General features: G+C 38.5%; 13 protein-coding genes and 1 other annotated feature. Of the genes, 5 read left to right on the top strand and 8 right to left on the bottom strand.

Going from position 1 to position 14,879, the window contains the following annotated elements; all coding sequences use genetic code 11:
- The first annotated feature begins 36 nt into the window (after positions 1-36).
- Positions 37-1,638 carry an LCP family protein gene (locus ACESSZ_RS05220; RefSeq protein WP_132224929.1) on the top strand — a complete coding sequence of 534 codons (1,602 nt, stop codon included), beginning with the start codon at positions 37-39 and terminating at the stop codon, positions 1,636-1,638.
- A gap of 112 nt (positions 1,639-1,750) precedes the next feature.
- On the opposite strand, the gene ACESSZ_RS05215 is transcribed toward ACESSZ_RS05220, so the two are convergent.
- The 3 genes from ACESSZ_RS05215 to ACESSZ_RS05205 form a co-directional block, all read right to left on the bottom strand.
- Entirely contained in the window at positions 1,751-2,986 is a 1,236-nt protein-coding gene (locus ACESSZ_RS05215) for a hypothetical protein (RefSeq protein WP_008687064.1), read from the bottom strand.
- Positions 2,987-3,064: 78 nt separating this feature from the next.
- Positions 3,065-3,769, bottom strand: a complete 705-nt coding sequence (locus ACESSZ_RS05210) for a hypothetical protein (protein ID WP_008687061.1) — start codon at positions 3,767-3,769, stop codon at positions 3,065-3,067.
- Between the two features lie 146 nt (positions 3,770-3,915).
- Entirely contained in the window at positions 3,916-5,076 is a 1,161-nt protein-coding gene (locus tag ACESSZ_RS05205; RefSeq protein WP_020991156.1) for an alanyl-tRNA editing protein, read from the bottom strand.
- Between the two features lie 288 nt (positions 5,077-5,364).
- Here ACESSZ_RS05205 and ACESSZ_RS05200 point away from each other — a divergent pair, with 288 nt between their 5' ends.
- Positions 5,365-6,240, top strand: a complete 876-nt coding sequence (locus ACESSZ_RS05200; RefSeq protein ID WP_008979399.1) for a class I SAM-dependent methyltransferase — start codon at positions 5,365-5,367, stop codon at positions 6,238-6,240.
- Between the two features lie 17 nt (positions 6,241-6,257).
- Positions 6,258-6,695 (top strand): hypothetical protein, encoded by a 438-nt coding sequence (locus ACESSZ_RS05195; protein WP_008979400.1) that lies wholly within the window; start codon positions 6,258-6,260, stop codon positions 6,693-6,695.
- Positions 6,696-7,018: 323 nt separating this feature from the next.
- Here the strand turns inward: ACESSZ_RS05195 and hxlB are convergent, their stop codons facing one another.
- Together hxlB and hxlA are read right to left on the bottom strand one after the other, a co-directional pair.
- Positions 7,019-7,579 carry a 6-phospho-3-hexuloisomerase gene (hxlB, locus tag ACESSZ_RS05190; RefSeq protein ID WP_008687052.1) on the bottom strand — a complete coding sequence of 187 codons (561 nt, stop codon included), beginning with the start codon at positions 7,577-7,579 and terminating at the stop codon, positions 7,019-7,021.
- A 43-nt stretch (positions 7,580-7,622) separates the two neighbouring features.
- Positions 7,623-8,249: a 3-hexulose-6-phosphate synthase gene (hxlA, locus tag ACESSZ_RS05185; protein WP_119983397.1), complete on the bottom strand. Its 627-nt coding sequence runs from the start codon at positions 8,247-8,249 to the stop codon at positions 7,623-7,625.
- A gap of 228 nt (positions 8,250-8,477) precedes the next feature.
- Here hxlA and ACESSZ_RS05180 point away from each other — a divergent pair, with 228 nt between their 5' ends.
- Both ACESSZ_RS05180 and ACESSZ_RS05175 read left to right on the top strand, forming a co-directional pair.
- Positions 8,478-9,230 (top strand): DeoR/GlpR family DNA-binding transcription regulator, encoded by a 753-nt coding sequence (locus ACESSZ_RS05180; protein WP_008687049.1) that lies wholly within the window; start codon positions 8,478-8,480, stop codon positions 9,228-9,230.
- Between the two features lie 108 nt (positions 9,231-9,338).
- Positions 9,339-9,662: a sodium:proton antiporter gene (locus ACESSZ_RS05175; protein ID WP_132224931.1), complete on the top strand. Its 324-nt coding sequence runs from the start codon at positions 9,339-9,341 to the stop codon at positions 9,660-9,662.
- A 170-nt stretch (positions 9,663-9,832) separates the two neighbouring features.
- On the opposite strand, the gene ACESSZ_RS05170 is transcribed toward ACESSZ_RS05175, so the two are convergent.
- Genes ACESSZ_RS05170 through ACESSZ_RS05160 form a run of 3 tightly spaced genes read right to left on the bottom strand, consistent with a single transcriptional unit; the run spans position 9,833 to position 14,587 of the window.
- Complete coding sequence (locus ACESSZ_RS05170; protein ID WP_132224963.1) at positions 9,833-11,593, bottom strand: bifunctional homocysteine S-methyltransferase/methylenetetrahydrofolate reductase; 1,761 nt, start codon at positions 11,591-11,593, stop codon at positions 9,833-9,835.
- On the bottom strand, positions 11,593-13,923 hold the full coding sequence (locus tag ACESSZ_RS05165; protein ID WP_499842706.1) for a homocysteine S-methyltransferase family protein: 2,331 nt from the start codon (positions 13,921-13,923) through the stop codon (positions 11,593-11,595). Before ACESSZ_RS05165 ends, ACESSZ_RS05170 begins: the two co-directional genes overlap by 1 nt.
- A gap of 4 nt (positions 13,924-13,927) precedes the next feature.
- Entirely contained in the window at positions 13,928-14,587 is a 660-nt protein-coding gene (locus ACESSZ_RS05160) for a vitamin B12 dependent-methionine synthase activation domain-containing protein (protein ID WP_196028635.1), read from the bottom strand.
- 30 nt (positions 14,588-14,617) lie between these two features.
- Positions 14,618-14,848, bottom strand: a binding site (T-box leader).
- Positions 14,849-14,879 lie beyond the last annotated feature (31 nt).

The raw sequence follows: 14,879 nt of genomic DNA, 5'->3' as shown, positions 1-14,879 counted from the left end.
TGAATAAAGTAAAATTACTATATGAGGTAAAGCAATATGAAAAAGAAAGAAAAAAATACCCGTAAACGTAGTCTGATTATTGACATCGTTTTACTGGCAATCATGCTGATTGTCAGTGTCATCAGCTTTTACATCGCTTATACGTTTGGTCTGATACCAATGAAATGGATAACGATCTTTGCCGTTGTTGTCGGATGTAGTTTCCTCATCCTTCTTCTTTTGAACTTTAAGAAACTTCCTACATGGGGATTGGTCATGAAACGTTTTGTATTGATCGTCTTAACGGTATGTATTGGGACATGCGGTTATTTTCTAGATAAGTCGCGAACGACCATTAATAAGATCAGTAAAACGACTGTGAATGAAGATGGCTCAACAACCAAAAAATCTAAAATGTTCGTCGTTGTGAAAAAAGACGCTGATATCCAAGACTTAGACGATTTAAAAGATCAGACGATCGGATTCCAAAATGGCAGTGATGAGGATAATGCAACTTATATGAAAACATTGTTGCAAAAAGAAATTTCCTTTCAAGAAAGAGAAGAAATGGATTATACGGCTTTAATAACAGATTTAGAAAATAATGCTGTAGCTGCTATTGCCATGAGTGAAACTTTCTACAACATGTCAGCGGCCAATATTGATAAATTCTCGGAAGAAACAAAGATCATTGAAACCTATGAACGCGAATTAACAGACAATCAAAAGAAACATAAGGATATTACAAAAGAAACCTTTACCGTTTATCTGAGTGGTTTGGATAATGTAGGCTCTCCGGATCAGCAGACACGTACCGATACCAATCTGATTTTAATCGTCAATCCGCGAGCAAATCATATTGATATGGTGTCCCTTCCAAGAGATGGCTTTATTCCAAATACAGCGACCAACAATGTCAATGACAAATTCACCCATACGGGAATGTATGGAATCGATACCAGCGTAGAAACCTTACAGCAGTTCTTTGGTATTCCTATTGATTATTATGCCCGTGTCAGCTTCAATTCATTGATTCAAATTGTTGATACCATAGATGGTATTGATGTTGATGTTGAGATTGATTTCTGTGAACAAGATGAGAACCGCAGTTTCAAAAAAGATGATCTCATCTGCTTGAAAAAAGGCGAACAACATTTAAATGGAAAACAAGCCTTGGCATATTCTCGCCATCGTAAAACCTTAGGTTATGATAATCCAGGACGTGAACGTGCTCAACAACGGATCATTAAGGCTATTATCAATAAACTTGTTTCCCCTAGTGCTATTACTTATGTAAATGAATTACTGGAAATTGCGCCTAATTACGTGATTACAGACATGCCAGCAAATCAGATTACTAAGTTTGTTTCCAGCGAATTAGAAAATATGAAACCTTGGACCATCTCTTCTATTTCCAGTGATAACGGTGTTTATGATACACGCTATGTCGCAAGTATCGCGGAAAGTGAAGGTAAAAAGGATGTATACCTGTTTAACAAAAATGAGGTTCATGCCTTACTGAATGCTTATGATGGCGCCAGCAAACAATTGGAAATGAAGGAGTATCACTTTGATCTAACAAACCTTTATAAAGATACACCAGCTGTTAACGATGATCCTAACATTGTTTGGGATAGCATGGCAGATGTTCCACATTAATGTTTGTATGCAAGAATGACACACGTCATTCTTTTTTTATACATAAGCGTAGAACAAGCTATACCAAAAAGAAAAGCAGAGAAATCTCTGCTTGCATAAACATTATTCTGTATCAATTTTTCAAAGTTTCATCATTATAAGTACGATGGGTAATCTTATGCAACCAATCCTTCATCATCGCAATATCTTTTTCATCATTTAAGATATATTCCATGATCAAGGTATCCTTGCCACAATTAAACTGCGCAACAATATGAAGATATTCTTCTAACTGTTCAATGATACCCTTTCCTTTGACATCTCCATCCTCAATCACAAAACTTTCTAATGCATTTTGTGGATTGCTCAGCATTTCCAAATAATCCTCAACATTCTTTTCAAATTGATAAACATTTGCTTTGATTAGCCATCGCCAAGGTTCATCACTGGTTTTATACGGAGCCATGAAATGTAATGTTTGTGTACTGTTATCAAAACTATTTTCACTGCATCCATCCACTGGTATGTTCCAATTCCCAAAAGGATACCATACCAGATGGCGGCGATATCCGATATTCGCAATCGGCTCATCTACACCATGATGAATCAACTTTTCGCGCATCAGACAATCACACAATAGTTCATATATATCTAAAGGAAGGCCAATCGTATCATCCGCCTCATATGCAGCTTCTAAGTAATCAATGATTGTATGTGCAATCTTATCTGTAGTCTCATTCATTCCACTGTATTCATAATAACAATCTTTCCATAATAAAGCGATTGCACAATTTTTATAGTACTGGGCATCGCGCGCTAAATTGTTCCATACAAAGAATCGCTGTGCCAGTTCTTCTATTTCCAATGTTTTAAACGCATGTACAGAAAGGTATCCCATAGGTGTAACGACCCTATCGGCTTTACTCATTGGCTGATAATCATCACTGCGCCAACAAATGCACAGATTTTTATATTCTGCAACATGCTCCTCTACATACGTTGCGATATCCTGCAGCCAGCGATAAAAATAGTTATATTTCAGTGTTTCAAAATTGCGTTGTTCATAATACTTGGTGGGATCGCTCACTTCAAAAGGCCATTCACTTTCCGCTATTACATCATCAAAAAAACGACATGCGAAAGCATGAAATCCGGGACCGGCGACATTTGTCTGCGCCGTCAGAGTGATAAAACAGCCTTCATAACTGCATTCAATATAGCCCTGTGGACAGACTTCAATATTCACAAAAGTATCAAAATCTTCAAACTTTAATTTCTTTTCCTCACATTGTTTTTTTAAAAACGCGCTAAATTGCTCACGTTGTGTTTCTTTTTCTAATTTACCTTCTAAGACAATTTCAATTGACATAATGACTCCTTTCATGACATTGTGTACATACCTCTTCCTTTTATGATTGGTTGAAAAAGGAACTGATTACTCAGCTCCCTATTCTACTGCTAATACTCGATAAACCGACTTCATTTCGCCCTCAAAAACCAGATTTCGTTTGGTGTAATCGTAAGAACGATTGAAATCATAATCCATGATCTTCATAACCTTGATACGCATTTCTTTCTTTAAAGCACTTTCTTTTAAATCCGTCTTTGCATAACTGACACTTACCTTAAAAGTGAAACCATCACAAGTTGTGTCATTATATACAAACTGTGCTTCTTCGCTGCTTTCCACCTTCACCGCACTTACTTGCGGAAGCGCATCCTTTCCATATTCATTTACGATGGTAGGATAGTTGCCATAATAATATGCCTCGGCAAACTCTATGTATTCACGAATACTGTCACTTGGCAGATATTGCAGACCACCAATGTCACTGCGTGACTTTTTATTTGCCAAAGTGAAGAAATCATAAACAAAATTCACGGCAACCTGTTTGGCCTCTTCTTCACTGATCGCATGATCTGGATTTTTCTCAACAGCTGCACTTAAGGAATTAAATGCTTTGATTTGTTGTTCGCTTGGGTTTAACGGTTCAACATATCGATCATTTTTAATAAGTTTAACTTCTTCCTTTTTTGTCTCACTATCACTGCCTTTTTTATCATTCTTTTGATCATTGGAACTGCATCCGCCAAGAATTAGTAGGGATACTGCAGCCATCGTCAAAACCAATTTTTTCATTAAAGGTTTCATACTTTACCTCCACAACTATAGTTAAGTATACCACAGATGATAAATGAAAGTACATCTGCCTCCGTAATTTTTAAGAAATCCTTAAGCAAATTACGTAAAAACAGCATGCATTGCTACACTTGTTCAACACATGCCGCCTTTTTCATCTAAACATTTTTGATCAGTTCTTGTATCCTTGTAAGCATATCTTCCTTATATAAACCGCCGCCTTGGGCAATGCTGGATCCAACATTTCCCTTTAAATGATACGTATCCGCAAGCATCTCATACACTGCCTTCACATCCAAACCATTGCCTGGATTTGCAGCAACGACAATATGCGCATTATCATACATCTTGCCAATCAGAATTACCGCCTTCTGATATGTATCACATAAGAAGGAAGCCATTTTTACTAACGATTTATTATCAATATCCTCAAACTGTTCAATGATCAGCTGTTCTTCTCTTTGCCCCAGTTCCTTAGCCAGCATCTTATAGTATTTTTGTTTCCAATCACTTACTTCATTATGAAGTTTCCGCGTTTCATTAATGATACGTCCCACACCGGTATCTAAATACAGATGCGAAATTGCTAATGAATGACTGACTTCATCCAACACCTTATAACGGCGTTCTACACAATCCAATAACTGATCACCGACTAGATATTTGATTTTATACCCCTTATTGGTTTTCTCAAAACCACGAATAAACAACAATTGTAAATAACGTAAAGAAGGGACGTGCATACAACCACATAACGTATAATCTAGGGCTCCGATGCGAACGATACGCAAATCGTCACGCATGACATCCTTTTGTGGCAGATGTGCCAAAGCTTCTGCTCTTGTCGGATATAAAATACTGACATTCAGATCATCGCGAATAAGTCCGTTACATAGCACTTGCAATTCAATTGCCATTTTTTCATTGAAATCCGGAAAATCAAATTCCACATCATTTTCTTCATCCCCGACATGATGAGCCAGGGTGTGTACCTTATAAACATTACTCAATACAGCACTGATAAGATGCTGTGCCGTATGTATTTGACATTTACGGAAACGTTCATGCAAATTGATGCTCATAAAAACAGCACCTTCTAACTTCACATCCAGCAAATGCCATACATAGCCATCTTTTTTCTTAAGACCAAGTACCATATGGTTATCCATCATTCCAATATCACTTGCCATACCGCCACTTTCTACATAGAAAATCGTATCTTTACAGGCATGCCAGTATAACCCGTTTTCTTCCTCAACCTTAAGAACCTTGGTGTTTAATTCGGTTTTAAAGCAATTATCATAAAGTTTATTATACATAAGCGTTCCTCCTTTTTTTATTATCTTTAATTTTATCACAAATTCATCATTATTTCACGGCTATCCTTTCTTTATAATATGTGAAATCATGGGTTTCTATGACTATGCCATATCTTGTACGATATATCGCTTTCATAGTATTGATAATTTTGTGTGAATCCTAAATCTTGCATGTATAAGATTTATGAACAAACGTAATCATTTGTTTTCTTTTGAAATTCGCCTAATCATCTTGAGTTTGTAACATATCGTGATATAATGAATAGGCAAATCACAAGGAGTGGTAGAATGAATCAGGTTGCTGAAAACTGGAAAGATTATGAGTGCATGGACACAGGAAATGGCGAAAAACTGGAACGTTGGAAAGATATTATCTTACGTCGTCCTGACCCTCAGGTTATTTGGCCGATTGCTGAAGAAGATGCGCTTTGGAAACAGCCTCATGCCCACTATCATCGCAGTAAATCCGGCGGTGGCAGTTGGGAATATAAAAAGAAGTTTAAAGACAGCTGGACCATCGAATATAAAAATCTTCGTTTTAAAGTTTCACCAACCGGATTCAAGCATACCGGATTGTTTCCTGAACAGGCAGCCAATTGGGATTTCATGATGGATAAGATCAGTCATGCGGATCAAGATATCCGTGTCTTGAATCTATTTGCCTATACCGGCGGTGCCACAATGGCATGCGCCAGTGCCGGGGCAAGTGAAGTCGTACATGTGGATGCCAGTAAAGGGATGGTAAATTGGGCGAAAGAGAATATGATGCTCTCCCATCTGCAAGATCGCAAGATTCGCTTTATTGTTGATGATGTCTTGAAATTTGTTCAGCGTGAAAAACGCCGGGGCAGAACCTATCATGCCATCATCATGGATCCCCCAAGTTATGGCAGAGGTCCTAATGGTGAAGTCTGGAAAATTGAAGAACAGCTATATCCTTTAATTTCCGCCTGTCTTGAAATCTTGGACGAGGATCCTCTATTCTTCTTGGTGAATTCCTATACAACAGGTTTTCCGCCAACAGTCCTTTACAATCTACTGCATGCTACCATTGCCCGTAAACATGGCAACGGTTATATTGAAGCCGGTGAAATCGGTTTGCCAATCACACGCAGCCAAACAATTTTACCTTGTGGTATATATGGAAGATGGGTTAAAGAATAAGGAGAGTTTAGGAAAGTATGAAACATTTTAAAACATTGGCACTTGCATTCTGTGCCGCTGCACTGTTAGTTGGATGCAGCACAAAAGATGCGAAAGAGGATGTTATGAAAAACACCAAATCCTTTATTGATGATGTGAAGGATAAAGTGAATGTAACTGGCGTAGAATATTATACCGGAGAAAGTCTGTTTTACAATGCAAGCGATAATGATCCACAGGTATTAGTAGGTGATGGAACGATCGTTCATATCAGTGCTGATACAAAGGATGGTAAGAAAGCTAACATGTACTACAGCATAAAAGAAGATGGCAAGATGGAAGAAATCGTAAAATTTGCCAAAGATGAAAAAGGCAAGGAAATCCCTGCCGGAGAATATGCTGTTTATTCTGCTGAAAACGAAGTAAAGGATTGGCAGAAATTATCAAAAGAAGAAGTCAGCGAAATCGCTAAATAAAGCAAAAGAAAACAGTATCTCATAGAAGATAACTTGTACTCTTGACAGTGTAGCCATGTGAAAGTGGCTATGCTTTTTTTATGCCTACACAATCATGGCAAATTATCATTTATTACAAGATATGGGTAGATATGCCATCTTCCTTTTCACATAGCGTCATTCACTGTATAAAAACCCCCTATAAGACTTATACGTTTTTTGTATGTGTCTTACAGGGGGTATGATGTTGTCCTTTTCTACATATCTATGAAACCTTTTACGATAGCAGTAATTGTCATACCAAAATGGTCCATATCCTTTATATGGGTATACTACCTTACGTATTATTCCATATTGGCGTGACGGCCAAACATGGTATCACTTGTCATGTTGCGCTTTTCCATCAACATCATCACAGCAATATCCATGAAAATCCCTTCACTTTGCTCAAATAAAGACCCCATCGGCTGAATAGATTTGATATCTCCTTGTTTGGCACTCTTAGGTGATGGAGCACTGATTTCTACGACGACATCCGCCATCTTTGCTATCGTAGATTCTGTATTGATGGTAATTAAGGCGACACGCGCACCCATTTCTTTTGCCTTTGCGGCATGATTGACTAAACTCTTTGTCTCACCGGAACCACTACAGATGACCAATACGCCATTCTCTGCAATATTAGGTGTGCAAGTTTCCCCTACCACATAGCTATGAATGCCCATATGCATTAAACGCATCGCAAAGCCTTTTACTTGAAAACCACTGCGGCCGGCCCCGGCACAGAAAATTTCATCACCTTGATCGATTAAAGAAACAAATTGCTTTGCCGCTTCTTGATCAATCGCGGTTAATGTATGTGTTAATTCTTTTAAGACAATATCGGCATATTCTTTATTATTCATAATATACTCCTTCTTTCTTTTCTTAATTTCTAAATTGCTAGGTTTATCGAAGATGACGTTTCATTTCTTTCGCTGCTTCAGCACGCGCTTGTGCATTACAGATAGCACCACCTACAACAATAATGCCTGCGCCTTCTTCAACGATAGCATCAATGGTAGAAAGCTTTACGCCACCGGCTACTGCAGATTGGGCATGCTGAATTACGCGATTCACAATCTTTAGTTCATCCAACGGATCTTTTCCACTGGATTGTACATCAAATGCCGTATGCACACAAATATAATCAACACCCATGGCATCAATCTCTTTTGTACGCTCTTCCAAATTTTTAACAGCAATCATATCAATCATTATCTTCCCATGATATTTCTTTGCTGCCTTTACAGCACCAAGAATCGTTTCATCATTACTGGCACCTAATACCGTAACGATATCCGCACCGGCTTTAAAAGCTGTTTCGGCTTCTAATTCACCGGCATCCATAATTTTGGCATCTGCCAATACTTCAATATCAGGAAAGTGTTTCTTAAATTCACGCACGGGGCGCATTCCTTCTTCGATGATAAAGGGAGTTCCCACCTCCGCAATATCGACACTGCCTTTGGTTTCTTCTAATAATGTAAGGCAATCTTCTAATGTTAATGTGTCTAAAGCCACTTGTAATTTCATATGCTGTTTCGCTCCTTTTTCTAACTGCTTATAGGATAGTACGTTTTCTTTTTAATCGCAATAATCACTTTTGTTTTTTTAAAAGAAAAAGCATTATTTCTTTGTTTTCATCTTTAATCACAAAATTTAACCAATTTTTACAAGCAAAAACCAAGCAATGCTTGACATGACACACAACTTGTCTTACGATGAAGAAAGCAAAACAAAGAATGGAAAAGGAGGTTTCTTATGTCAAAAAATACCGATACCAGAAGAGATGAAATTTATCGCCTTATTTTAGCAGAAGGCTCCGTTCGTGTGAATGAGTTAGCTGCACGCATGGAAGTCACAACGGAAACGATTCGTAAGGATCTGAATGCCATGGAAGAGCGCGGATTAATTGTCAAAACGCATGGCGGTGCTGAAATCTTAAACAGCTATTATCAGTTGCCTTTGGATGTGAAATTGAATGAACATGCTTATGAAAAACAACTGATTGCAAAAGCGGCATTATCCTATATTCGTGATAATTCTATCATCTTTCTTGATCCAGGCAGTACGACCTTATATCTGTCTAAATATTTACGTCTAAAGAAAGGCTTAACCGTTGTTACCAATTCATTGGCGATTGCGGAAATCATCTCCGAAACACAACATGATCTTATCATTGCCGGAGGTAAACTGCAAAAACGGGGAAAATCAACCATTGGAACCTTTGCGACTCATATCATCGATACAATTGTATTTGATACTTGTTTTCTAGGCTGTGATGGTTTTTTGAATGGACCGACAACCTTTTCTCATGAAGAATTGGAAGTAAAACAGCATGTCTTAAAACGCAGTGAAACCAGCATCCTATTGTGTGACTCCAGTAAATATCAAAAGCATTCTACCTTTACCTTTGCACAGTGTCAGGAATTTGATGTCATGATAACAGATGCAATCAGTGAAAAAGATGCTGCCGTTGTCAAAGGCATTGCGAATATCATCGTAGCAGAATGATCAATTGCTTTTTAACCTTTCAAAATTGATAGATTACTTTTTCCCTGAATAGTTTTCATCTAGTAGTACTTATGGTATAGTAAGGGTGTTAAAAAGTGAGGTTTTCTTATGAATGTAACATTATTAGCTACCATCCTTGCCATTAGTTTTTTTAGCATTGGGGTTTATGCATATCGTCGCAAAGAAGCCATGTGGTTTTGGTCAAGTCCTACCTATCAACAATTAACGTTTCATGATCCTGTTACATTTAATCATAAAACTGGTATCATGTGGATGTTGTTTGGCATTGCTTTTTTCCTTCCTGTACCATTTCGCTATTTCCATTTCTTTAAAGAAAACATCTTCATCATGTTATTATCCTGTATTCTGACCATTGGCTTATTCGTGATGATGATCTATTGGCATCATTTGTATCAGATACACCGTAAATAAGCCTTACATAAACTGTTTCTTTATATAAACGATAAAAAAGAAGTCTCTTTCATCGTGTGTGCAAACAGTAATCAAAACACGCTATCAGACTTCTTTTTTTGACTTATGCTATTTATTTATATCATTGTATCCTTTTTCTAATCCTGCTGACTTCTAACATATAAAGATATTTAGTCATCCATTTGCTGAATATGGGCGATAATTTGTTGCATGATTTCTACGCGGTGAAAAGGTGTTATTAAATAAAACCCATCCACAAAGGATGCCATTTCATCAATGGTTGCCTTCGCTATCGTAACCGCCAACACTGCCGCTTCTTCCCTGTTTTTATGCTCATAGCGAGATAAGATGGCATCATCTACTTCAATACCGGCAATCTCATTTTTCATATACAATGCATTGCGATAAGAGACGATAGGCATCACACCGCCTAAGATCCATGCATCCAATTCACGATGAGCTTGTTGTAAATTTTGCAGACCCTTGGCCGAATGAATCGGCTGTGTTAAAAAAGCTTGTACACCCTGCTGTATTTTTTGTTTCGCTTTTAATAGCTCCTGCTTAAAATTTGCAGCATTCACATTTAAAGCGCCAAAAATCAAAAAAGGATGAGGGAAGGTAGTTTCATTTAAGTCGCGTATATAACCAGCCAATAATTGTGAGTTAAAGCTGAATACACCTTTTACTTCCTGACGATCTGCCGCCGGTATAGGATCTCCTGTTACGACCAACACATTATAAATATCTTCAATATTTAACCCAAACAACAAAGCTTTTGTCGCATTAATATTACGATCACGACATGTCATATGCGGTATGACATCTATGCCTAATTCACGGTGCAATTTGCAGGCCAACAAAGAACTATCTACCCGTGCACGGGCAATCGGACAATCGGCAATCGTAATTGCGTCTATTCCCTGCTCCTTGAGATATTCCGCATCATTCATAAATCGTTCGATACGGCAATCCATGGGTGGATCAAATTCTACACATATGACTTTTTCTTTTCTTTGTAATTTTTTGCGCAAAGGATTGCAATCCTTATAAAGAACCGGATCATTCGCTGCCGGTGTGGGAAGTGATAACACAGCTTCTTCTTGTAATCTTTCTTTGATCTTTTGAATATAAGAAGGCTTGCTACCGCAGCAGCCACCCAAGATACGAACACCCATACTGCTGATTTTTTCCATTTCCTGCGCATAATAGCTACTATTATCACGAAAATACGTATGGTTGGCTAAAATTGTCGGATAACCGGCATTTGGCATGATGAGAATGGTATCTTTCTTTGTATCAAAATACTTCAATAAACGGCGCATATGCATCGGCCCGCAAATACAATTCAAGCCAAAGCCATGAATATTTTCATCTTCATGTGCTGCTTTCACCAATTTCGTCAAAGGTACCCCTTGCTGCGTATAGCCATCTGCTGTCACAGCAAAACTTACTAGTACGCATACATGGGGACAACGCTCTTTCAGATATGCCGCTATTTCATGAATACCATGATCATTAGGCAAAGTTTCAAATAGAAAACAATCTGCACCCTCTTCTAAAAAAACATCCACCAATTCTTTATATTGCGTAAAAGCACTGCGCGTTCTCGTCTCTACACAGGGACCGATATCCGCAAAGACAGATGCCTGATAAGGGGTTGCTACGCGCTTGGCAATACGATAGCCTTGCCTTAACAACTCTTCTCGTTTCGCCTTACTACAATCCAAGACTGCCTCATTCATCGCAAAGGTATTTGTTTTGATGGCATTTGCTCCCGCCTTCAGATATTCTTCATGAATAGCAGCCACTCGTGTTGGAGCTTTTACATTCGCCATTTCACAAGGCTCTTCATTGCCGTATAAGGATGCATAATATGTACCAAAAGCACCATCAAATAACAAGCGCTTTTGTTTCATGAACAATGGATGCATCACCCAAACACCTCCTTTGCGATATCTGCGCTTGCTTTTGCATCTTTTGCATAATAATCAGCCTGCACTTTATCCGCATATTCTTGACTGACAACAGCACCGCCAATCATGATCTTACAAGGATGCTTACATGCATGCAGTGCTTGAATCGTTTCTTCCATAGCAGCGAGTGTCGTCGTCATTAATGCACTTAATCCAATCAAGGGTATTTGCTTTTCGACTGCCGTTTTTACAATTATATCTACTGGAACATCTTTTCCTAAATCAAATACCTGATAGCCGTAATTTTCCAAAACGACTTTTACAATATTTTTTCCTATATCATGAACATCTCCGCGTACCGTAGCCAATAAAATTTTGCCTTTGGTGATGGTCGTCTTTCCTTGCCGTTGCAATTGCTGTCTAATTTCATCAAAAGCGGCCTGTGATGCACTAGCTGCATTGATAAGCTGAGGAAGATATAGTTGCTTGTTTTCATACAAATTTCCTACCTTATCAAGTGCCGGTATCAGATACGCATCAACGATCGTCAATGGTGTTTCCTTTTCCAATAACTTCTTACATAATGCTCTGGTTTCTTCCTTTAAACCTTTTTGAATCGCCATATCTATCGTGATGCCAGCTTTTTCATTCCCTTTGTTTTGTTCACCATCTTTTTGCTCAGCAAAGCGTTCAATATACGCTTGGGCATCAACATCCAAACCATGCAATACGCGAAAACTATACACTGCCTCCATCATCGCGGCATGATTTGGATTGATAATCGGCATATTCAATCCGGCACTCAAAGCCATGGTAAGAAAACTCTGATTTAATAAGAGGCGTCTTGGTAAGCCAAAAGAAATATTAGATACTCCTAATACTGTAGGTACCTGTAATTTTTCTTTCACCATATGTAATGTTTTTAATGTTTCAATGGCGCTTTTTTGCTGCGCAGATACCGTAAGTGTCAGACAATCAATAAAAACTCGTTCTTTTTCTATATGATATTGTTGCGCTGTAGTAAGAATGCGCTTTGCAATTTGATATCGTTTTGAGGCATCGTTGGCAATCCCTTGTTCATCCAACGTCAACCCTACCACATTTGCCCCATATCGCTCAATGAGCGGTAAAATCTGTTGCATGCTAGATATTTCTCCATTCACTGAATTTACAATGGCAATTCCATTATATATCCGTAAGGCTGCTTCAATAACCGCTGGATCTGTAGAATCAATTTGCAAAGGAACGTCAACCAACGTCTGTAAATGACGAATTACTTCCACCATCATCTGTTTTTCATCAATTCCCGGCAACCCCACATTTACATCCAACACTTCCGCACCTGCTTCTATCTGTTCCATAGCAATCGCTGCAATTTCATCTAAATCATGATCAAGTAATGCCTGTTTCATCCGTTTATTTCCGGTTGGATTAATGCGTTCTCCAATGACCCGCACCTCATCCATTGTTACACATTTGGTTGGTGTACAAACACAGGATGGTATTTTTTTCGCAACCATTGTTCCTGTCATAGCGTGCTGTTTTAATTCGGCAATAAATGCAGGCGTTGTACCACAACAGCCACCTATATAACGGATAGGCAAATGTGTAAAACGCTGTAAACTATTCGCAAACTCATGTGCTTGCATCGCATAAGTATTTGTTAATGGATCCGGTAGCCCGGCATTTGCCTTGACAATGAGAGGCAGGTTTGTATACGCGGCCATTTCTTCCACGATTGGCAACAGATCATCTGGCCCCAATGAACAATTGACGCCAACGGCATCGACCCTTAAACGTTCAGCTAACAAGGCAAAGCTGGCAGCACAACATCCGGTAAATGTACGATGATCTTTTTCAAAACTCATGGTCACAAAAATTGGCAAATTGCTATTCTCTTTCGCCGCTAAAATAGCTGCCTTAACTTCCATCAGATCACTCATTGTCTCAAACACGATTAAATCAGCACCCGCTTGTTCCCCGGCCATTACCATTTCCTTAAAAATATCGTATGCTTCATCAAACGTTAAATAGCCATTTGGTTCCAGTAATTCGCCAATCGGTCCTATATCAAGCGCTACTCTTGTTGTTACATTGGCTGCTTTTTTAGCTTGTTGGATAGCCGAAGTTATAATTTTCTGTACACTAAAACCACTCTTTTTTAATTTTTTACGATTTGCCTGAAACGTATTTGCATAAATGATATCTGCACCACTTTCCACATACGCTTTATGAATACTTGTCACAATATCACCATGATGATATCCGAATACTTCAGGCAATTCTCCCGGTGTTAATCCTTTTTCCTGCAGCATGGTTCCCATCGCACCATCTAATAATGTTATCATCGCCTTATCTTTCACAAACAGTTCCTCCTTTACGATATTCACAGTGTTCTTTCAATGCACATACGCGACATCCGCGAACGATAGCTGGCTGTACTGTTTTCGCAATGCCGATAATCGCCGTAACACTTTTTTCCGGCACTAGCATGCAGGATTCACTAACGTGTAAACCAATTTTTCGCTCAGCATCCACTACCTGTAAAAAAGCTTTTTGTGTACTCACTGGCAAATCTCCATAACCACAAGAAAAACGATCGGTCAAGAACGCTTGTCGTTTTGCATATTGTCTGCGAAGCTGTTCATTCACATCATCACAAACTGCTTCAATCATTGCATTCGCACAGGCATTATACACATATGCTTTTCCCATATCACTGATTTCCAACGCACGTAGGCGCCTGTCTGTTTTAATCCCTAAGGTAGCGGCCATGATGATAACAGCATGGCTTTCTTTCAATAAGGCCTGTATGCTCTTCCCTTGCAGTTTTATATAACGGCATTGATGATTTTCTAATGGAAGTGTTCGATAAATGACCTGACATCGCACATCTTGATTAAGAAGTGTCATCATCTCTTCCACTTGCTTATGAAGAAGTTCATCCATCATCTGACTACCCAGATAATGTAAGATATCTTCTTCCTTCACCTTTGGCATTTTCCATAGCATAAAAAAGCCTCCTTTCAAAAAAACTTTCATCCTTAGGACGAAAGTTTATCGTGTTACCACCTAATTTCATCACTGTTCTTCAGTGACCTCATGAAGCATACCTATGCTCCTGCCTGTAACGCAGCATTTACGCTTTTTTCTACCATATCGAAAAAAGTAGCTCCAAGACCATCTTCTCAGGACATTCCCTAATCTTTTTTCACCATGGCAAGATTCGCTGTATAGTTCTTATCCTGTTGCTCTTCTCTTCAACGCATTTTATTGCCTAATTTTACCATTGTGAATCATATTC

Source organism: Eubacterium sp. 3_1_31, from assembly GCF_964249515.1.
Classification (GTDB): Bacteria; Bacillota_I; Bacilli_A; order Erysipelotrichales; family Erysipelotrichaceae; genus Longicatena; species Longicatena caecimuris.
This window is presented reverse-complemented; position numbering and strand designations above follow the sequence as displayed.